The sequence below is a fragment of the Winogradskyella marincola genome, from assembly GCF_029624125.1.
Classification (GTDB): Bacteria; Bacteroidota; Bacteroidia; order Flavobacteriales; family Flavobacteriaceae; genus Winogradskyella; species Winogradskyella marincola.
In genome coordinates this window covers 208174-229908 of record NZ_JARSBN010000002.1, presented here as the reverse complement: position 1 = coordinate 229908, position 21735 = coordinate 208174, and the positions used below count along the sequence as shown (strand labels likewise).

Below are 21735 nucleotides of genomic sequence, written 5' to 3'. Positions count from 1 at the left end.
TTAAAAATTACACTACAAAGATGAAGGAAGCGGTAGGAGAATAGAATGAAGAATTTGCCCTTAGACTTGTCAATATTTCCTAAGTAAGTGTGTTTAGGGATTTTTTAAATTCAGAAGGCGATTGAGAGGTATATTTTTTAAATAATCTGCTAAGGTGTGATGCATCATCAAAACCAATGTCGTAAGCAATTTCTTTTGCAGATTTATCTGTGTAGGTAAGCAATCGTTTAGCTTCTAAAACAATTCTTTGATGAATAATTTGTAACGGACTACGGTTAAGCTTTGCAAAATTATTAGAGAGCGTTTTGGGTGATTTATAAAGTTTTTCAGCATAAAAAGACACACTATGTTCGTTTTTAAAATGCTGTTCTACTAATACGTTGAAAGCTCTTAGTAAATCTACTTTTGAGCTTTTTTGAGTTTCAATAATGCCCTCTTTTGCTTTTAGTAACCGGGTACTTTTTATAATAAATCTACCCATCAACATTCTGAGCATTTCGGCTTGTATGTTATCTTTAGTTTCAAGCTCATCAATAAAAACCTCGTGAAGCGTTTTGTACTTTTGTTGTTCTTTTTCATCAAGGCTTATAATTGGGATATTAATATTACCAAAAAACAGCATACCAGCGCAGCTTACTTCATGGTCATGATCTTTTATACAGTAGAATTCTCTGTTAAATTGATATAAAATTACATCCCTACCACTAATATACTGTATGTATTGTATAGGTGTAAGTGCTAAAATATGATTTGCTGGTAGCGTAATAGGAACACTGTCTATTACAAGCTCTATAGGTTGAGAGTTGGCCCAGATAAATGTATAAAGATTAACTTGTTGTGCTTTTTTTAATGGAGTAAGGTTGTCGGTATTACCAATATTAAAAATTGCACCTGTAGCAAATTCATTAAATGTATATTTCATGTATATGTAAGTCTACATACACTATAAAACATTACAAGACTTAAAATTTTTAGGCTACTTTTTTTAGAAGATCAAAGCAAGGGCACTTTTTACATCGTTTATGCTCTGCCTTTTTATATTTCTTACAGCACTTAGACTTTACTTTACCTAAAGTATCAACGCCAGAAACTTCTAAAATTTTTATGCGCTCTTTTTTAAGCTTTTTATCCTTTTTATCCTTTTTCTTTTTGCCCATCTTTAGTTCCCTCAAAAGAGGGTTCTTTAAATTAGGCTGCAAATATACTTATTTTAATTTGTTCTAAATAAATTTTAACAATTACATACCAGCTCCAGGTGTCTGAGCAGCAGAGCTTACCGTTAACTGTTGTATATCTCTATCAAATAAATAAAGACCTCCTTTATCGTCTCCAATCATGTTAATTTTATCAAGAATAGTTCTGGCAACAGCTTCTTCTTCTATTTGTTCTGCAACATACCACTGTAAGAAATTGTGAGTAGCATAATCCTTTTCTTGCAAAGAGATGTGTACAAGCTCATTAATACTTTCTGATACAAAAACTTCATGTTCTAGTAGTTTTTGAAACATTTCTTTAAAAGAATTAAACTCTACATTAGGTGCATTAAGCTCTGAGATATGAGCGTGTCCACCACGTTCGTTAACAAACTTCACAAGTTTTAGCATGTGCTCACGCTCCTCATCAGACTGGTCGTACATAAAATTAGATATACCTTCCAGACCTTTTACTTCTGCCCAAACAGCCATTGCTAAATATACCTGAGAAGATTCCGCTTCTATACGTATTTGCTTATTTAATGCAGTTTCTATTGATTTTGATAACATAATATTCTCCTTTTTTATCAAAGATACAGACTATGAGCATCAAACTAAAACTATTCAAAAGGAGATATTGGTCTATATCTGTAATTCATATTTAATCTAATTTGAAGTTGAATTTTGATTTTAAGTAAATAATATATCATATTTGTACCACTAATGATAACAACAAGAGTACATAAAGCACCAAAATCACTGATGTGTCAGTGGGATTATCGCGGAAATAGTATCGAATTATTTCAACGCGGAAGGACGCTATGTATCTATGTTAATCATTAATTACAAATGATTTAGACTAAACCCATTTATAGAATACAGGCGTCCAAGAAATTGGACGCCTTTTTTTGTTTATAAATCAAAAAATGAAGGAAAAACCCAAAGCAATTAAAAGTTAGAAAATAAAAAATGAAATTTTTTTAGATAAAAGTTGAAACAAGATTTTAAAAACTAAAATATAAGCATTGAAGGTTAAACTTTTGAGAAACAAGTGTTTGTCGTAAGTCTCCAAGAATCTGCATAAAGTGGACAGGAATTTCTATGCTCTTTTTTAACTTCAATTAATTGATAATCAGCATCTTAAATTGAAATTTTATTTGGAAGTTTCAAAAAATCAACTTTATATTTGCACCGCAGAATCAAACAAAAGATTCGCATCAAAAAACAACAATAACAAAAACAAGAAGCCATGCTAAAGCATAGTATAGTAATTCAAAATTTTAGAGAACCATCGTGTACGATTGTACGCGACTTAGGGTCAAATAAAAAAAGGCTTCGGTATATTTCTGAAATGTCTGTTTATAAGTAGGCAGATCATCTTCCAGAAAAAAATCCGAAGCAATAAAACTGTTTCGGATTTTTTTATGTCTCAACATTAAGATTTAATCAAAAACAAACAGTTTTAAAAGCATCCATTAAAGGCGATGCATTTAAGACAGTATTAACTATTGAATAAAGGGAAAATGGGAAATATATTACAAAACATACACTTGTTTAGAGCAATACAAGCGTATCCTTGGGAATTAGAAAAAGCGGTTGAAGCCTTGCACTATGCGTTATCTTACGATCCAGAAAATGCCAAAGCGTTGCACTTAATGGCAAAAGTATATGCAGAGCAATTGGGTGATTACGAAACAGCTAAGACATATTACGAAAGCGCCTTGGCAAGCAGATTGGATTTAACAGATATTTATCCAGACTACATAAGGTTATTAACCAATAACGAGGACTTTGAAGAAGCTCAAAAAGTTATTGATTTTGCCAAGACTGTAAAAGGTATAGATAAGGCTGGTATAGCATTGGCACAAGGCCAACTGTTTGAGAGTATGACTCAGTTTGAAGACGCAGAACGCGCTTTAAAAGAAGCAAAGCAATTAGCGTTAAATGATGATTTTATATGTTTTGTAGATGGTGTTTTGTCTCGTGTAAAAAAGAAAAGAAAGGTGCAGGCAAATGCAAATAGAGTCTTAGAAAATCAGGCTAAAAAAGAAGCTGAAACAGAAACTAAAAATAGCTGGTTTCAGAATCGGTTAAATAATTTATTGTAATTAAAAAGAAGGGAGAATAAACAAATCGGCAGGCCTTGGTTTGCCGATTTTAAAGATAAGATGGCTTAATGGTTAAGGCAATAGACTGCAACTCTGTTTTTTTATGAGTTCGAATCTCATTCTTGTCTCAAATTTGGGAATTCGTCAGCGTTGGTGAGCTGAGACTGTCTGTAAAACAGTTGTATTGTACTTAGAAAGTTCGAATCTTTCAATTCCCACCATAAGTGTTGAACGAACTAATCTTGATAGGCACTAAAATTCTGGAACAGTAGCAAAGTTGGTCAATGCACCAGATTGAAGATCTGGCGATATAGGTTCGAGTCCTGTCTGTTCCACAACAAAGTTCATTGACATTGTATGAGACTTAGATAATAAGTTTCATCATTAAAAAAAAATCAGCACTCTCAATTTTTATTGTTGAATGTTGGGGCGGCTTATCGTCCTTAGATAAACTTGGTAACAAGGATAAATCTGTTTGCAGGCACTGCAAATGGAGACTGTTTTCTTCAGAAGATAGTACACGTAAGCAAGCAACAAACGTAGGTTACTAAGTACTAGGGGCAACCGCTGAGGTATTTTAAGAATCTATAGCCAATTTTAATGAAGCTTGAGGTGGAGACACCAATAGGAAAAGTTGTAGTAATGGGTTACGTTAAGGTCATCCAACCTTACGGAGCGTATTGCAGTATAAGAGTTACCCGATTGGAAACAGTTCGGTGACTTAACTTACCGTGTGTTGGGAAACATGCAAGGAGAAGGTTGGTATTTTGTAGGCTAAAATCTACGAAGCCATTTTCGAAGCCCTTCTTCTAGGTCAAAAAATAGTCTGGGTTCGAGTCCCAGTCCTGAACCAAAAGGATAGCTCAACTGGTAGAGCACTGTACTTTAGATACAGCGATTTAAAAGCAAAAGACTTCGGACATTGTAGCAGTTAGTAGTTGCCTAAACCCATTGAAATATATGGGACGGTAGAGGTCGCAAGCCTTTATTGTGCGGTAAACATTCTAATAGGCCGCCTCAAGAGAGGACGTCTATGAATGGTGAGGGAGCCAACCCTTGTAATTGCAAAGCGTGGTGTTAAGCCACTATGCAGGCCAAGTCTAAGTTGCCGAACGGTTACAATGTATTAAGGCATCGGATAAGTACGTAATTCTCTAAGCAATGAGAAGCGCGTGGAAAACTAGGGAAGGGCTACGGCTATAATCCTAGGAAAGTTTATCCTAAAGCGAAGGTATTCTCAGAACGCTTTTTTTAAGATATCAAGCTAGTCTTGTTGGGTGTTTCGGTATAGCACTATTGCATAATGCGATGCAGAGATGTATCTCGTTTTATGTTCAACTAGACTTGAAGGTTACGGTTTTTTTACCAAAATAAAAACCACCAGTTCATGTGGGTTCGAGTCCCACTATCCGGTTTCGGATATGGCGGAAATGGAAACGCACTAGATTTTGGTTCTAGCGAACAGTTGACATTCTTTAAAGAATGTCTCTTTAGTTGCACAGGTTCGATTCCTGTCAAAGCCACCACAAATTAGGCTTTGTAGCTCAGTAGGTTAGAGCACTACACTCATAATGTAGGATTTAAGCTTATCATCTTATAAAACTGATAGACAAGTAGTCCCGTCACACTACTCAACAAAAATGACGAAATAGTAGATTGTAGATTGGCTTTAATAGTAACTATTAGTGTTCAATAACAAGCAATCTCAGATGTACTTTGAATTACTGATTTGTAATTTCAAAAATAGTTACTGTTATGATTAAAGGTTAAAAGACAAAATCAATAGGATTTCCTTTTTTAACGTGCAGTCATCGCACTGATTATGGCAGATATTGCTATGAGTAATTCCGTGTAGATGAGATGATTTGCAATCTGCTATTTTTTAAAAGTAAAATTTAAAATAAAGATAAACTTCAAAAAAGTGTTGAACTCGTCAATACCATTTTGAAGCTGGTAATCCGTCCGTTACAAGTATTACCAATTCGCCTTAGTTGGCAAAAATGATGTTTAATTAAAAAACTAAAAACAATGTTACGAGTAAGAATTAATGCCGGAAAAGTAGGTTTGGTATTCAAAAAAGGTGATTACGTTAGAGTAATTACTGAAGGTTTGCACTGGTTAGGTTTTAACCAGCGTGTACTAATGTATGATTTGAGCACTAGTTTTACTACACCAATAGCATTAGAAGTTCTCTTAAAAGATGAGGTTTTAGCTGCTATGTTAGATGTGGTAGAGGTAAAGGACGGAGAGATTGTTTTACTTTACGAAAAAGGAAACTTTAAAAATGTCCTAAACGCTGGTCGTTATGTGTTCTGGAAAGGTCTAATCGAGCGTGAGTATGTACGTGTAGATTTAAACAAAATTTATATAACTGAAAACTTAGATAAGTCACTTTTTAGCAATTATGAAGTTAATAAATACATCAGAACTTTTGAAGTTGCAGCTTACGAAAAAGCCGTGCTTTTAGTAGACGATGTATATACAAAGACACTCGGAGGTGGTACATACCGTTTCTGGAGAAATGATACTTCTATAAAAATTGCTAAAGCCGATTTGCGTCAGCTTCAATTAGAAATTTCAGGACAAGAATTGTTAACTAAAGATAAAGCTGCTATTCGTATCAACTTTTACACACAGTACAAAGTTAAAGATGTAGAAAAAGCACTTTTAGAAAACAAGGATTACGAAAAGCAATTATACATTACAATGCAGTTGGTGTTGCGTGCTTATGTTGGTGCTTACACCTTAGATGAATTGCTAGAACGTAAAGATAATATTGCAGAAACAGTGTTTGAAGACGTAAAAACAAGCGCATCAAAGTTAGGTGTTACCGTTATAAACTGCGGTATAAGAGATGTGATTTTAACTGGTGAAATGAAAGATATTATGAACCAGGTTTTAGTTGCACAAAAGAAAGCACAAGCCAACGTTATTATGCGACGTGAAGAAACAGCTTCTACACGTAGTTTGTTAAACACAGCAAAGTTGATGGAGGAGAATGATATGTTATACAAGCTAAAAGAGATGGAGTATGTTGAAAAAATTGCCGAAAAGATTGGTGAAATCACTGTGTCAGGCAATGGAAATATGGTAACACAATTGAAAGAGATTTTCTCTGGAAAATAAGTAGGTGTACAAAAAAAGCGCTAGTACTAACTAGCGCTTTTGGTTTTAGAATAGAATTCTATTTTTTAACCAATTCAAACCTAAAATTTATATCAACTTCGTTAGATAATTTATTAGCAACAATTTTTGGGATTTCAATCTCAAAATCTGATGCTAACACCTTAAAATTACCTGAAATAATAATTTTTTCATCTTCCTTTTTTAGGGTTAAAGGAATGCCTTCAACTTGTTTTGTGACTCCATGAAATGTTAATGAACCATCAATTGAAGTGTTACTTTCTTCATTACTTAAATCGTCAAAATCTAGGTCATCAACTTTTCCTTTAAAAGTTGCTTTTGGATACTTATCAGATTCGGCATAATTTTCATTAAAGTGTTCTTCCATCAAAGCATTTTTAAACCGGAAGCCTTTTACTAAAGCTAAGGCTGCAAATTCTCCGTTTTCAGTATTTAAAATTGCAGTAACAGCATTGTTTTTTGCAGCAACTTCTTCAAAAGAAGGTACAGAGGCTTCAAAATTTAATTGTCCTGTTTTGGTTAGGTATTTGCTTTGAGCTATTGCACTTATGCTTATTGAGAATAGTGCTAAAAATATGACCTTTTTCATAACGTAATATTTTAGTTTTCTAACAAACCTTCTTGTTCCCATTGAACAACAAGATCTATTAAGTTTTGTGGTAATCTTGGACCTCCAAACGGCATTACAAAACCAGCATCTGTGGTAGAAATACGTCCAATTAAATCTCTGTTTTCTATAGCATCTACAACATCGTTATAGGTTACCAGAGAATTTGGTGCTCCGTTAATTGGAGGACTACTGTGGCATGAAATACAATTGGTGTCTATTATAGATTTTATATTGTCTTCGTAGGTTACAAATTCTTCAATAATAACATTTTCTGTTAAGTCATCTTCACTGTTATAAGAACAGTTTGAAAAGCAGAATAAGCTTGCAAAATATAAGAGGTATTTAAATTTCATAATTACTGTTTTTTTTAAAACACACGACTTAAGTTAAACCCAAAATAGATGTTGCCATAGCTCCAATCTCCTGTGGCTTGCCCCAAAAAACCATTGGTATTCATGGCTTGAGCGTTAGAAAAATGCATTTGGAAAACGTGCCCTCCAGTTTCTAAATCGAACCCAATAGAAAGAGGATTTTTAAAAGGTGAGCCATCAGCTCTGTTAAGATGCCATCCGTAATCTAAGTTTATAGACCAACGCTTGCCTAATTTTTGTCGTCCTCCAAAACCAATAGCATATTGCGAGTTGTGCTGTTCGTCATAAGCCACAAAATTGTCATGAAAAAATGTAGGTGCCACTTCCAATGACAATTTTGAACTTACTTTTTTAGATATAAGCAATTGCGCTGTATATCCTAGACGATCCCTAAATTCTAACTTCGGTAAATTTTCTTTTTCTAATGCGGTATTTATTAAAATCGAATTATAGGCAACTATAGTAAATGGAAAACCATTTTCTTTTTGTCTTACTAGTCTATATTTAGCTGAGGCTTCATAAATTTTTTGAAACGAGCTACGAGATACACCAATATTTATTCCATCAGTGATACCATAAACAAAGTTTAATCTGGTAACAGCATCATCTAGTCCAAAGAAACTGTCAAATCCATTTTCGATGCTACCAAATCTGTGAGAAACAATGAAGGTTAATTCTTTTTTTGCAACGAGTTTGGTAGATTCAAAGTTTACGATTTTTAGACCTTTAAAAGCTGCTGTAGCATATTGGTCTCCAACAGAATCAGTGTCAATTTCGCTAAGTAAATCATCTCCTTGAGCCGTTAAAATTTGGCATAGCGATAGCATGATGAGTATAAATAAGGGTCTCATTTTTTAATAATTAAATTATGTAATGTAGATTATTTTCTAGCTAAAACTGTTTGGTTTATTGCTTTACAAATCGTTTAGTTTCTTCACCATTATCAGAAGAAATTTTAACTAAGTATACACCACTATCCCAACCAGAAACATCAATTTGAGATGTTTGGTCTAATTCTATTTCTTGACGTAATACTTTTTTGCCAAGGATGTTATAAACCTCTAAAGTACCATTTGCACCAACGGTTTCAACGTTTATATTAAGAACAGCGTTTGAAGGATTAGGATATAGTTTAACATTACCCATTTCCTCAAAGTTATTAATGCCAAGTGTACTCCAGTAGACTACACCATCTTGCGAACCATTGCCAGTATACTCAAAAGGAGGAGCAACATTTATAAAAGTACCAGCATCCCAAATACCTTTATTTACTGCTACAGATTCTCTTTGGTGACCAGCACTTCCCCATTGAATGTAATCTTCCATTGCAGTATCTGACCCAAAGCTATTGGTGTTATAAAGACCAAATTCTCCGTCAGCAACAGCAAAGCTAATAGAGCTAGCGATATTTATTTCCTCACCTGGATTTAACATTACTGTACTCGTCATAGCGCTAACTTGTCCGTAAGCTGGGAAATTACAAAACCAATAACCTGAAATATCTACAGCAGATGAACCAAAGTTTTTAAGTGCTACAGAGTTGGTGCTAGGGTCTAGTTTAGAGATTCTAACGCTTCTAAATGTTATCCATTGCTCGGCACCATTTTCTGTACCTGAGCCACTGTAGGCAAAAGGTGCGGCAAGATCTATAAATGTACCTGCAGACCAGATACCTTTAGCAACAGCAACAGACTCTCTTTGGTGTCCTGCGCTTCCCCATTGCATATAATCTTCCATCGCAGTTGAAGACCCAAAACTATTGGTGTTGTAGAGTCCAAATTCTCCATCTGCTACAGCAAAACTAACAGAGCTAGCAATATTTACTTCTTCTCCTGGGTCTAAACTGGCAACAGAAGTCATGGAACTAACTTGTCCGTAAGCAGGATAATTACAAAACCAATAACCAGATATTGGAACATTTGTACTGCCATAGTTTTTTAAAGTAACTGAATTTGTTGCAGGATCTAGCTTTGCAATTCTTACTTGAGCACTGAGACTAGAAAAACCTAGTAACACTAATGCAAGTAGAGTGGTTGTTTTTAGAAAGTAATTGTTCTTCATGATTTTTTATTTTAATTGGTTAATAATAGTGCATTGGTCTAGTTTTACTTGTTCTAGCAAATCGTCATAACCAATAACACGTCCTTTTATTTTTATGTTTTCATTTTTGTCTAATGAGGTTTCAAGATTGTTTGAGAATTGACAGAATACGCTATCATCAATAGTAATGTCATTACTGTTGATATCTGTTATTAAGCCTGAAACTTCAATAGTTTTGTTTAAAAATTTTTGCTCAGCAGAAGTGGAATTTTTAGAAAATAATTGATTTATTTCCGAAGAAGTCATTGTGAATTCCGCTTGTTCACTTTCAATATCTCTGTGGTCTTGGTATATGTAATTGTAGCCAAAAATTGATACAACTATTGCAATAACCAATATTATTATCCACTTACGCATTGCTTGGTGTTTTCTAATTAATTTCTTTCAAATATTAAAGTGTCTACGCTTCCATCTCCACCACTAACATCTCTTAAGCTAATCATGTTATTACTGTGACTAATAATATCCCAATCGTCATTTAAATCATCAAAATCATGATCATCTGGTACAGGGAATGAAATATTAAAGTCTATGTCACTATCTGGACTATCATCATTACTATTACTATCAGTAACAGACCAAGTACCATTGTAAGTTGTATTACCGTTGGTTGCTGTAATACTACCGTTGGTTCCAAAAGTAAAAGTGTAACCATTAAAGTCGTTGGTTTCGTCTGTGCCTGAGTCTATGTAGCTTGTCACAATCCAGTCACCTGATTCTACGGTTGTTTGTATTTGAGCTATTTCTTGCGAATTATCATCCTGATTGTTACCATCATCGTCATCAGAACATGTAAAAGACATTAATGAAAAACTCATCATTAATAAAATACTGTAAAGAGCTTTAGTTTTCATGGTTAATTGATTTTAAGGTTTGTTTTATTAATTGCAATTATTCTCATATCGCAATCTGTCTTCATCTCCAACTCTTAGGTCTATTTTTGTTTCGACAGAACAGTTTTCTATTTCGTGCAAAATCCAATTGTTATTACACAATGGTAAAGCTGGGACGTTAATTAAAACTTCGAGATTATTACCAGTGCCACTAGTTGTCCATGTGCCATATTCTATAATGGAGTTCCAATACACAGACATGGTGCCATCATTAAAAAAGTTAAAGACATAACCATTGTAGGCATTATCATAATCATTTCCATTACGCTCTAGTTTATCTACTTCCCAATCAGAACAGCCAAGGAGTAAGTCTTCTAATTGAGATGGCGTGCAATCATCACAATCATCGTCACTATAATCGTAATCATCATCTTCATCGCAAGTGTCAATAGCATCTTCAATAGTATCTTCAAGCGCTACAAAGTTGTTAATACTTACCTCTGTGTCATTAGCAAGAATTACTGTTACAGGAAAATCTATGGTTGTTATATTATCTTCATCGAGATCATTTATAAACTCAAAAAGTTGATTGTCGTTTTCAATAGTAATGGTTTCTAATAGCTCATTATTTGGGTTAAATATTGAAGCTTCAATAGGAAATATAAAATCGATACATTCTATATCATCATCGTATTCATTCTCGTCATTGCAACTGTTGGTGTAAGCATCAAACTCTGATAGACTATTTATAGTAACCTCAGAATAGTCTGCTAAAACAATTGTTATAGGAAATGAAATGTTTAAAGTGCTGTTGTCTTCAGTTTGGTCAAAAACACACTCAATTACTGCATAATCTTCTGCAGAATTTACATCTATATCTACACCATTAACATTTACTGTATAAGGAAAAGCGATGTTAAAGCAGTTAGCTCTATCAACGATATTGTCTACAGATCCATCGTTAAGAGCTGTTCTTTGCATTAATGCAGCAATGTTAGAGTTGGCTTCTAAAACTTCATCTTCTGGTGTTTGAATAAACTCTCTTTCCTCTTTTCTGCACGAAGAAAAAATGAAAGAAATTACAAGAAAGATTAAAAATGTTTTGAGTTTCATAATGACTAAAGTTTTTATTGCCATTTAAGATATAACAACTCACTTTTAAAAACTACTGAACTTTTTTCAAAAAAATATTTCTATACCTTTATGAAAACTTTTATTTGAACCTTGTCTAAAGATCTTAGCGAAAATATATGTGAAGAAGCTGCATTTGAGCGTGTTTATAACAAATACTCAGATGACGTGCACAATTTTTTGTATTACAAATATGGTGCACAATACAACACAAGAGATAAGGCTCAAGAAGCCTTTATAAAGCTTTGGGATAACTGTAAGAAAGTAACTTTTGCTAAGGCTAAATCTTTTTTGTTTACGGTTGCAAATAATTTGATGCTTAACGAAATTAAACATCAAAAAGTGGTTTTAAACTATCAAAAAAACAAGCCAAAACAGTACACAAACGAAACACCAGAGTTTATACTAGAGCAAGAACAATATCTCGAAAAATATAAAAATGTCCTTGGCAGTTTAAAGGAAGAACAACGAGTTGCGTTTTTATTAAGTAAGGTTGAAGGAAAGAAGCACAGTGAAATTGCCGATATGTTGGGAGTGACACAAAAAGTAGTAGAGTATAGAATCTATACCGCTTTTAATATTTTGAAAAAAGAGCTCGAAAATTTTAAAATAAAATAATCAGGAGAATCGAAAGCTGAGTTGTTATATGTTTAATGAGCAAATTTATGATTGAAGATAAATTATTAAATAAATGGCTGAATGAAGATCTTACAGATGCTGAGAAAGAAGCATTTAGTAAGCGAGAAGACTTTGCTCTTAATCGAAAGTTAATTGAGGATGCAAAACATTTCAAAGCTTCAGAATTCTCTAAGGTTGATGATTTTGAAACCTTTAAAGCAAAATATAAAGTAAGATCATCCGTAAAACGTCTTAACTGGCTAAAACCAGCGTTAAGAATTGCAAGTGTTTTGGTTATTGGCTTGGCAATTTACTTTACCATGTTTATGAATGATAGCATGGTAGAACAGCACACACAAATAGCCGAAAAAACGACTATGACACTTCCTGATTTGTCTCGTGTAATAATGAATTCGGATTCTAAAATTACATACGATAAAGACTCGTGGTACGATAATAGACAGCTAAATCTAGAAGGCGAAGCTTATTTTAAAGTAGCCAAAGGAAAAACATTTGATGTTATAACAAAACAAGGTGTTGTAACGGTTGTTGGTACTGAGTTTAATGTAAAAGCAAGACAAGATTATTTTGAAGTTGTATGCTACGAAGGTATTGTTAAGGTCTCGTCAGATACCATTACAAGACAGTTGTTGGCAGGCGATACGTATCGTATATTAAACACTACATTTAGTCAAGATAAGGTAGGAGCTATCCAGCCAGAATGGATTGAAAACAGAAGTAGCTTTAAATCTGTTCCTTTAAAAGAAGTTGTCTCTGAGTTAGAGCGTCAATTTAGTGTAAAAGTCACTTTTAAAGACACCAAAACAACGCGATTGTTTTCAGGTGGATTTACTCACAAAAATTTAGAAAAAGCCCTTTCTGCCATAACTCAACCCATGAATTTAACCTATAAAATTAGTTCATCCAACCAAGTGCTAATTTATGGCGATACAGATTAGGCAGTACATACTAGTACTACTTCTTAGTTTTAGTTTTTCTTTCTGTGCTTTTTCACAAGAGACTGAGAGCAGGATATCTTTGTCCGAAATTTTATCAATATTAGAACAGCGCTATAAAGTTCAGTTTAATTATGCCGAAGATGCTGTTTCTGGTATTTTGGTTGAGCCACCAAAGAATACACTTTCCTTAAATGAAGCGTTGAACTATTTAGAAATTCAAACCGATTTTCAGTATCAAATTACTGAAGATAATATGATTTTGGTTATAGCTATCAATCCCGCTTTTGATTTGCAAAAACTTTCAGAAGTAATGGTGTCTGGTTATATTGTAAAAGGAATCAATAAGCTAAGTAATGGTTCTTTTGAAATTAAGGTTTCTGAATTTGACATCTTGCCTGGTTTGGTAGAGACTGATGTTTTGCAGGCTGTACAAGCCTTTCCTGGCATACAGAGTATTAATGAAACGGTTTCTAACATTAATATAAGAGGCGGATCTCACGACCAGAATTTAATTCTGTGGGATGATATAAAAATGTATCAATCTGGTCATTTTTTCGGCCTTATTTCCATGTTTAATCCTCAGATAACACAACGCGTTTCTTTAACCAAAAATGGGTCGTCTACAGAATTTACAGATGGTGTTTCGGGAACAATTTCTATGGAAACCGAGAAAAATATTAATAAAGTTTTTAATGGAAACATTGGTGTAAATTTTATTGATGCCAATGGCTTTGTAGATGTTCCTATTAGCAAAAGATCTTCATTGCAAGTTGCGGCCAGAAAAGCTTTAAGCGATTTTACTGAGACTCCTACCTACAACAACTTTTTTGAGCGCATATCCCAAGACACAGAAGTAGAAAATAATACCATGAGTATTACAAACTCTGATAAAACTTTCGATTTTTATGATGCGTCTTTTCGTTGGATTTATAAGATAAATAAAAACGAAATATTAAGAGTCAATTTTATAAACGCAACCAATGAGTTGGTTTTTAATGAAAACACTACGATTGATGCTATTGAGGATTCCAGAGAAAGCAGCCTGTCTCAACATAGTATTGCAGGAGCAATCTCGTATTCTAAAGTTTGGAACACTAAATGGCAAACCGTTTTTGAAGCTTACGAAACAGATTATAAATTAAAATCTATTAATGCCAATCTCTTAGATTCGCAACGATTTTTGCAGGAAAATAAGATCTCTGAAACCAGTTTAAAACTAAAGGTAAATCATAAATTTAATGGCAGGTTTCAATTACTAAGTGGTTACCATTTTGTAGAAACAAAGATGACCAATTTAGATGATGTAGATGTACCACGTTTTAAGTTATTAGTGTCTGAGGTGGTGAGAACGCATGGTGTATTTTCGCAGCTTTCTTATAAGTCTAATAATAAAAATACGAATCTAACTTCTGGTATAAGATACAATTACATAGATAAGTTTAGCAAACATCTGTTAGAACCAAGATTGAGTTTTTCTCATAAGTTTTTAGACTTCTTTTCTGTTGAAGTTTTAGGTGAATTTAAACATCAAAATAGTTCTCAGATTATAAATTTTCAGAATGATTTTTTAGGTATAGAAAAACGTAGATGGCAGTTGTCTAACGATAACGATATTCCTGTAATACAAAGTCGTCAAGCATCGTTGGGTTTGTCTTACAGCCAAAATGGATGGTTGGTTAGTGCAGAAGGATATTATAAAAAGATTAAGGGAATTACTACGCAAAGTCAAGGATTTCAAAATCAATATGAATTTGTAAGAACAAGCGGATTTAATGAAGTGAGAGGTCTCGATTTTATAGTTAGAAAGCGTTTAAATAATTTCAATTCGTGGCTAAGCTACTCGTTTATGAATAGCGATTATACATTTAGCGATTTACCAGAGGCGACTTTTCCTAGTAATTATGATATTAGGCATGCAATTACGCTTGGTACAAATTACACTTCTGGTAAGTTAAAAGTGTCCGCAGGTTTAAATTGGAATTCTGGTAGGCCAACAACAACTCCTGTTGAAGGAAACGAACTTAGTAATGGCGAAATTAATTACAATAGCACTAATTCTTCTAAACTTAAAGACTATCTAAGAGTAGATGTTTCAGCATTGTATAATTTTAGATTAAGCACAGCTACCAGTGCTAATCTTGGACTTTCTGTATGGAATCTTTTAAATCGTGAAAACACTATAAATAGTTTTTATCGTATTAATAATGATGCTGTAACAGAAGTGAAACAGCAATCCTTAGGGATTACGCCAAATCTCATTTTTAGAGTTAATTTCTAATTTCAAAAGAAAATTTCTTGTGCTAATCGGTAGGTGTTGGCATGTGCATTTACAATGATTTTTATGTCTGCTGAGTATCCTCCTCCCATGCTACACATTACAGGAATACTTTGGTCTTTGCAGGTTTGTAAAACAAAACGGTCACGTTCTTTACAGCCTTCTATGCTCATGCCTAGTTTTCCTAATTTATCTGAAGCAATAACATCTACACCAGACAAGTAGTAGATAAAATCTGGTTGTTGCTCATCTATAAGTTTAGGAAGTGTATCTTTTAGAATCTTGAGATAGGTATTGTCGTTGGTATCATTGTCTAATGCGATATCTAAATCGCTCAATTCTTTTTTAAAAGGATAATTGCTTTTGCCATGCATAGAAAATGTAAATACAGAATCATCATTCTGAAAAATTTCTGCAGTACCATTACCTTGATGTACATCTAAATCTACAATAAGGATCATTTGTGCTAGTCCTTTTTTCTGAAGATATCGCGCTCCAATAGCCTGATCGTTGAGTAAACAAAAAGCTTCGCCACGATTGGTGTAAGCATGGTGTGTGCCACCAGCAATGTTCATAGCTATGCTATGTTTTATTGCAAACTCTGATGCTTTAATTGTGCCATCGGCAATTAAAACTTCGCGTTCTACTAAAGTTCTGCTCAACGGAAATCCTATTTTTCTGGCAGCTCTTTGATCTAGTGTTACATTAACAAGGTCGTAGTAGTATTCTGGGTCGTGTATAGCAACAATGTGTTTGTCGTTTGGTTTTTGAGGTTCAAAAAAATTATGATTAGTACAAGTCCCTTCATGCAATAATTGCTGAGGTAGCAAATCGTACTTCTCCATTGGGAAACGATGTCCTTCAGGCAATGGATGTTTATAAATTGGGTGGTATGCTATTTTTAGCATTTAGTCTAAAGAGATTTTTTTGTCTTCAGACACCAGTGATCCATCGTTTGCAATACCTTCAATATAAAGACTTATTGGAACTTTTGGTTTTGCGATTTTAAAAGTGATAATGCCATTTTTGTTTGCCGTAAGGTTTGTTTTCCAATCTATAACACCATAGTTTTTAAAAAAATCATTTTGATATAGTTTGTATTTTGGGATATAAAACTTTTTATCAGCACTAAAGGTTAAAGGAAATTCGTATGCTTTAGTGGTTTTTTTGTCGTATCCATAAGAAGGAAACTTTTTAGTGTAAATTTTTACAAAGCCATTAGGGCTTCTGTAGCCATCACCTACGCCAAACCTATTAAATTCAATAGACTCAATATCTGATAAAAATAAACCTTCTAAAATTGTTGGGTCGGTTAAGAGTACATCGTCTAAAAAATAATTTATTTGAAATCTTCCGATTTTTAATGAAGAGTCATTACTGTTTTGGGTTCTTATTCTTTCACTTTTTATTCTTTGATCTATGTAATCTGTTAATCTGATAAGATTGGTTTCATCTTGTTCATCAACTACAGTAACTCTTCCAAATCTGTCTGTGCTTAACTCATGTTGCTTAAATCTTTTTTCTAGTATTGGGCTAGACACAACATTTACGGTATCTGACTCTTGTAAATTTTGTGTATTCTTAAAAAAGTTGTTTTTAGAATAATTAGTTCTTTTTAGCTCTTGTATTTTTTCGCTGTAGATTAAATCATTGATGTTATTGGTAAGCTGAGGTATTGCCTTTGGAAAAAACTGTAAGTACACAGAAGCAGGTTTTAGCCCTTTGGCTTCTGTAACTTCGGACATGTTGATGGTAGTATTATCTTCAGGATATAGTCCGTAAATCCAGTAGTATGAATCTTTAGGGTTTGCTTCTGCAATCATAAAGCCTTCGTTATTTACACTATACATCAATTGAGCATTACTGTTAAAAGCAGTATTGGTTTTTACGGTAATACCTTGTTCAAACTCATAAGATAAGCTTGGTGCACCTTTAAAAATATCGTCCCAATTATAACTACTCCAACCTTGTGTAATTAAAAGGTTGTCTAATTCATACTCTTTTTTGAGGTCAGTATTGGTAAAATAGTATTTAGGCTGTTCTATAATTCCTTTAACGTAAGGTTCTAAATAAGTCGATGAAATAATGTTGTTTTCCTTGTTGTAAGATTTGGTGTCTTGCGGTAAAACCGAAATGCTAAAAGAGTTTTTAAGATTAGGGTTTAGAGAATTGAATTTTAAATTAAAAGCAATAGAATCGGTTGTTTTGGAAGTTGTAACAGTACTTGGTTCTATAATTTTGATACCACTATGATTAAAGAACAAACGCTCAGCAATAGGCTTGTCTTCTGCATTGAGAAGCGTGACAATATTAATACCAGGAGAGGTGTTATTCTTGTCCAGAACCTTAGTAATAACAGTATTGTCTGTAAAGTAAACATCCATTAAGTTATAACTATTTCCATTATGAATCATCAGCGTGTACCTTTGATTTTTAATGGTATTTAAGGTTTCGTTATTAGTAGCCAGAGAGATATAGATTTTGTCTTTTAGTTTGTTTAGACTGATAATAATACCTTTCTTTTCTATTTCTTGATTAAGGCTTGTCTCGTACGCTTTGCCTTCGGCATTAAGTTTTACGGTATAAGTGTTTGTTGTAGTAGGTGTGAGTTGAAAATTGCCAATACCAAACTGGTTGGTCGCAAAGGTTGTTATTGTGTTTTTGTTATTGTCAATAACGGTTCCTTTAGCATTTGGAATGCCGTAGCCATATTGGTCTTTAAGAGTAACACCTATAACATTAGATACGTCACTAAGTAAATGGCCACTTTCTGGTAAAAACTGAGCATCAATATCATTTTCAGCAAGAGTTGTATTTTCTTTAGCTTGTTTTTCGAGATCGATGATTTGTATAGATTCAGAATAATAGTTCTTTTCATTAAAGTTAAGCATCCAATTGGTATAGGCTTTAATGCTGTATGTGCCAGAACTAAAAGAAGAATCAACTTCAAAAATGTTAGAAGCTACGCCTTCATTTACACGTACTAACTTTTGTTTTACAATGGTGTTGTTAGAATCTTCAATGATCACATAAAGATTAGAAGTGTAGATTGAAGGTTTTTTATTTCTTTTGTCTAAAACATAAGCTGTAAAGCCAATATCTTCACCTTTTATGTAAGTAGACTTATTGAGATGTAAGTAAACGATCTCTCTGGCAGTTTTATGATAGTCTGTGTATGATTTAACGAGCTTTTCTTCTTGACTGTATGAGACATTAATAAGGCTTAGAAATATTATTGATAATATTGAATAAAAACTCAGATTAGAAGGTGTTTTCATAGTAGTTATTTTATTCTAAAGATATAGTTTTCTCTTCAGAAATGAAAGTACCATTGCTGGTTAGGTCTTCTGTGTAAAGACCTAAAAGATATTAGGTTTAGAAATTGAATATCTTTTTTTTAACCTAAAAAAACTTACATCGGTAAAATTGAAAAATAGATAGACTTAAATCCTCGGCTGTAAAGTTTGCTATTTATCTTATTGAATTGATTTTTGTGCGTTTCGTTATAAACAAAGTAAACAGGATGACTTTTTTGGTCAATTGTTATAAAAACAGGTACAATAGCATCTTTACCATCATTCAAGGTAATATTATGCATAGCTTTAAAAGAAAATGTCTTGTCCTCAGCTTGTACTTTGGTTTGTATTTCGCTAATAACCAAAGTAACGTCTATTTTTACATTTCCTGTTGCTGCTAAATCATTAGTTAAAGAAATGCCTGTAAGTGATTCTAAGTTAGAATTAAAATGAACGTTTTTATCGTTTAAGTTTAAATCTTGATACTCAAATAAGATGCCTTCTTCAATTAAAGCAGCTGTCTTTTTGCCAATAGTAGCACGTCTAAAAAGAACAAAAGGTGTAATGATAATAAAAATTATAACAGCTATAATTATGGCAAATACCGAAGAGATAAGAGCTCTAGCACTAACACAGTTTTTAAAAAATAAACTCCAGTATTGGTTTAAAGTGTTTGATTTAAAGCAGTAAGAAACTATTTTAAAAATATTAGAAAAATTTATAAATAGATTCACAATTATAATCAGAGCAGCAATAACGATGAGTATTATTCTTATTCCGTCCATTTGTTTTGTTAGTTAGTTTAAGGTGGTTATAACAGTGTCAATATAAGAATTTACAGACAATATAAGTTCTGGCACTTTTAGATTCTTATTTTTTTTTGAAAGAATACTACTTATGTAATTTCAGTTGAATACGCTTTCTGCTCACATCAACATCTAGTACTTTTACTATAATTTGTTGATGCAGATGCACGTGCTCATTAACATCTTTGACAAAGCTATCGCTTAGGTTTGAAACGTGAATTAAGCCACTTTCTTTAATGCCAATATCTACAAAACAACCAAAGTTGGTAATGTTATTGACAATACCAGGAAGAAGTTGTCCTTCGTGAAGATCGTTTATAGTTTTTATGTTTTGATTAAAAGTAAAAACTTTCGCTTCCTCTCTAATGTCTAAACCAGGTTTTTCAAGCTCTTTTACAATGTCTTGTAGTGTAGGTAAACCAACGGTTTCTGTATAATATTTTTTTAAATCAATATTTTGAAGTCGGCTTTTATTACCAATTAATTCTTTTATAGAAACACCTTCATCCTTAGCCATTTTTTCAACAATGGCATAACTTTCAGGATGTACAGAAGAATCATCCAAAGGGTTTTTAGCCTCTTTAATTCTTAAGAAAGCAGCCGACTGCTCAAAGGCTTTTCCTCCCAAACGCGGCACTTTTTTTATAGCTTTTCTTGATGAGAATGCACCATGTTCTGTTCTGTAGTTAACGATATTTTCCGCTAGTTTTGGTCCAATTCCAGATACATAACTTAAAAGTGAAACACTCGCTGTATTAATATTAACACCAACAGCATTTACGCAATTTTCTACCACAATGCCAAGTTGCTTTTGTAGTTTTGTTTGGTCTACATCGTGTTGGTATTGCCCAACACCAATAGACTTGGCATCAATCTTTACCAATTCTGCTAAAGGATCTTGCAATCGTCTACCAATAGAAACAGCACCTCTTACAGTAACATCGTAATTTGGGAATTCGTCTCGTGCATTTTTTGAAGCTGAGTAAATACTCGCACCAGCTTCGCTGACCACAAAAACCTGAACATCATTTTTAAACTGAATTTTTCTAACCAAAGTTTCTGTTTCTCTCGATGCTGTACCATTACCAATAGCAATGGCTTCAATTTTATGCGCTTCGGTAAGTGAAGCCAGTTTTTTTATTGCTCCAGAGAAGTCATTTTTTGGTGCGTGCGGATAGATGGTCTCATTGTGTTTTAAGTTACCGTTTTCATCAAGACAAACCACTTTACAACCAGTTCTAAATCCAGGATCTATAGCTAAAACACGTTTTTCGCCAATAGGTGAGCCTAATAAAAGCTGTCTTAAATTTTTAGCAAAGACAGTAATAGCTGCATCGTCTGCTTTTTCTTTAGCGGCATTTAAGGCTTCTTTGCTCAACGATGGAAAAAGTAAGCGCTTATAAGCATCAGAAATTGCCAATTCTAACTGGTCTGCACAAGCATTGTTACTTCGAATAATTTTTCTGTCTATGCGTTCTAAGGCTTTATCGTCATCAATTTCAATTTTTACTCTGATAAAACCTTCGCTTTCTGCACGTAATATAGCGAGCAAGCGATGCGATGGAATACGACCCAAACTTTCGGACCAATCAAAATAATCTCTGAATTTCTGTGCTTTTTCTTCGGTTTCTTTTACCTTAACAACTTTAGTGCTTATCTGAGCAAACCGTTCTAGTTGCTGTCTTAATGCGTTTCTAATATCTGTGCGCTCGTTAATCCATTCGGCAATAATATGTCTGGCACCTTCTAGTGCGTCTTCTGTAGATGATATGTCGCCTTTTACATACTTGTAAGCAATAGATTCTATATCGTTAGCATTTTGGCTCATTAGGATTTTAGCCAAAGGCTCTAGGCCATTTTTACGAGCAGTTTCAGCCTTAGTTTTTCGCTTTTTCTTATATGGTAAATATAAGTCTTCAAGCGTGGTTAAGTCTGTAGCGTCCTCAATACTTTGCTTCAAAGCTTCGGTTAAGACATCTTGTTCTTCTAAAGCTTTTAGAATGGATGCTTTTCGTTTTTCTAAAGCTTCAAATTCTTCTTTAAACTTTACGATTAAGCCAACTTCAACTTCATCTAAATTACCAGTTGCTTCTTTTCTATAACGAGAAATGAAGGGAATTGTGCAATCTTCGTTGAGTAATTTTATGGTGTTTTTTATAGATGTTTGTGATAATTGCGTATGATTTTGAATGAATGCGATCATGAATAAAGTAAATGAAGTCCTGAAATAGTAGTAGGAAAAAGATTAAGTTTTTTATATTTATTTTCAAAGTTAAATATTGTGTCAAATA

Annotated in this window: 19 protein-coding genes and 4 tRNA genes; 9 read left to right on the top strand and 14 right to left on the bottom strand. The window is 33.4% G+C overall.

The features are described from left to right. Nucleotides 1-79: 79 nt before the first annotated feature. From P7122_RS04180 to P7122_RS04170, 3 genes are all read right to left on the bottom strand, one after another. Entirely contained in the window at nt 80-922 is an 843-nt protein-coding gene (locus P7122_RS04180) for a helix-turn-helix domain-containing protein (RefSeq protein WP_278004523.1), read from the bottom strand. A gap of 49 nt (nt 923-971) precedes the next feature. Then, nucleotides 972-1157, bottom strand: a complete 186-nt coding sequence (locus tag P7122_RS04175) for a hypothetical protein (protein WP_278004522.1) — start codon at nt 1155-1157, stop codon at nt 972-974. 81 nt (nt 1158-1238) lie between these two features. Continuing rightward, entirely contained in the window at nt 1239-1763 is a 525-nt protein-coding gene (locus P7122_RS04170) for a ferritin (protein ID WP_278004521.1), read from the bottom strand. Between the two features lie 953 nt (nt 1764-2716). Between P7122_RS04170 and P7122_RS04165 the strand changes: the two genes are divergently transcribed. The 6 genes from P7122_RS04165 to P7122_RS04140 all read left to right on the top strand — a co-directional run bounded on the left by P7122_RS04165 (nt 2717) and on the right by P7122_RS04140 (nt 6427). Further along, the gene (locus tag P7122_RS04165; RefSeq protein ID WP_278004520.1) at nt 2717-3301 is read left to right on the top strand and encodes a hypothetical protein; all 585 of its coding nucleotides are present in this window, start codon (nt 2717-2719) and stop codon (nt 3299-3301) included. Between the two features lie 54 nt (nt 3302-3355). Continuing rightward, nucleotides 3356-3429, top strand: a tRNA-Cys gene (locus tag P7122_RS04160). Nucleotides 3430-3436: 7 nt separating this feature from the next. Beyond that, nucleotides 3437-3522, top strand: a tRNA-Tyr gene (locus tag P7122_RS04155). Between the two features lie 41 nt (nt 3523-3563). Then, nucleotides 3564-3636: transfer RNA gene (locus P7122_RS04150), tRNA-Phe, on the top strand. Between the two features lie 1076 nt (nt 3637-4712). Then, nucleotides 4713-4827: transfer RNA gene (locus P7122_RS04145), tRNA-Gln, on the top strand. Nucleotides 4828-5329: 502 nt separating this feature from the next. Further along, on the top strand, nt 5330-6427 hold the full coding sequence (locus P7122_RS04140) for a slipin family protein (RefSeq protein ID WP_278004519.1): 1098 nt from the start codon (nt 5330-5332) through the stop codon (nt 6425-6427). A 58-nt stretch (nt 6428-6485) separates the two neighbouring features. Here the strand turns inward: P7122_RS04140 and P7122_RS04135 are convergent, their stop codons facing one another. The 7 genes from P7122_RS04135 to P7122_RS04105 are packed head-to-tail and all read right to left on the bottom strand — an operon-like array spanning nt 6486 to nt 11472. Further along, nucleotides 6486-7034, bottom strand: a complete 549-nt coding sequence (locus P7122_RS04135) for a YceI family protein (RefSeq protein ID WP_278004518.1) — start codon at nt 7032-7034, stop codon at nt 6486-6488. A gap of 11 nt (nt 7035-7045) precedes the next feature. Continuing rightward, the gene (locus P7122_RS04130; RefSeq protein WP_278004517.1) at nt 7046-7408 is read right to left on the bottom strand and encodes a hypothetical protein; all 363 of its coding nucleotides are present in this window, start codon (nt 7406-7408) and stop codon (nt 7046-7048) included. A 14-nt stretch (nt 7409-7422) separates the two neighbouring features. Further along, nucleotides 7423-8277 (bottom strand): DUF5777 family beta-barrel protein, encoded by an 855-nt coding sequence (locus P7122_RS04125; RefSeq protein WP_278004516.1) that lies wholly within the window; start codon nt 8275-8277, stop codon nt 7423-7425. A gap of 55 nt (nt 8278-8332) precedes the next feature. Then, on the bottom strand, nt 8333-9487 hold the full coding sequence (locus P7122_RS04120; RefSeq protein WP_278004515.1) for a T9SS type A sorting domain-containing protein: 1155 nt from the start codon (nt 9485-9487) through the stop codon (nt 8333-8335). A 6-nt stretch (nt 9488-9493) separates the two neighbouring features. Further along, nucleotides 9494-9883, bottom strand: coding sequence for an OB-fold protein (locus tag P7122_RS04115; RefSeq protein WP_278004514.1), 390 nt, complete (start codon nt 9881-9883; stop codon nt 9494-9496). A 17-nt stretch (nt 9884-9900) separates the two neighbouring features. Next, entirely contained in the window at nt 9901-10380 is a 480-nt protein-coding gene (locus tag P7122_RS04110) for a hypothetical protein (protein ID WP_278004513.1), read from the bottom strand. 27 nt (nt 10381-10407) lie between these two features. Then, entirely contained in the window at nt 10408-11472 is a 1065-nt protein-coding gene (locus P7122_RS04105) for a hypothetical protein (RefSeq protein ID WP_278004512.1), read from the bottom strand. 111 nt (nt 11473-11583) lie between these two features. Between P7122_RS04105 and P7122_RS04100 the strand changes: the two genes are divergently transcribed. The 3 genes from P7122_RS04100 to P7122_RS04090 all read left to right on the top strand — a co-directional run bounded on the left by P7122_RS04100 (nt 11584) and on the right by P7122_RS04090 (nt 15345). Next, nucleotides 11584-12108: an RNA polymerase sigma factor gene (locus P7122_RS04100; RefSeq protein ID WP_278004511.1), complete on the top strand. Its 525-nt coding sequence runs from the start codon at nt 11584-11586 to the stop codon at nt 12106-12108. A 47-nt stretch (nt 12109-12155) separates the two neighbouring features. Then, a complete protein-coding gene (locus P7122_RS04095) occupies nt 12156-13067 on the top strand; it encodes a FecR family protein (protein WP_278004510.1) in 912 nt (303 codons plus the stop codon). A 79-nt stretch (nt 13068-13146) separates the two neighbouring features. After that, nucleotides 13147-15345: a TonB-dependent receptor plug domain-containing protein gene (locus P7122_RS04090; RefSeq protein WP_278004509.1), complete on the top strand. Its 2199-nt coding sequence runs from the start codon at nt 13147-13149 to the stop codon at nt 15343-15345. A 2-nt stretch (nt 15346-15347) separates the two neighbouring features. On the opposite strand, the gene P7122_RS04085 is transcribed toward P7122_RS04090, so the two are convergent. From P7122_RS04085 to P7122_RS04070, 4 genes are all read right to left on the bottom strand, one after another. Then, nucleotides 15348-16250, bottom strand: a complete 903-nt coding sequence (locus P7122_RS04085; RefSeq protein WP_278004508.1) for a histone deacetylase family protein — start codon at nt 16248-16250, stop codon at nt 15348-15350. Then, entirely contained in the window at nt 16251-18620 is a 2370-nt protein-coding gene (locus P7122_RS04080; RefSeq protein WP_278004507.1) for a hypothetical protein, read from the bottom strand. Nucleotides 18621-18754: 134 nt separating this feature from the next. Next, nucleotides 18755-19423 (bottom strand): hypothetical protein, encoded by a 669-nt coding sequence (locus P7122_RS04075; protein WP_278004506.1) that lies wholly within the window; start codon nt 19421-19423, stop codon nt 18755-18757. A gap of 106 nt (nt 19424-19529) precedes the next feature. Next, nucleotides 19530-21647, bottom strand: a complete 2118-nt coding sequence (locus P7122_RS04070; RefSeq protein WP_278004505.1) for a Tex family protein — start codon at nt 21645-21647, stop codon at nt 19530-19532. Between the last annotated feature and the right edge of the window lie 88 nt (nt 21648-21735).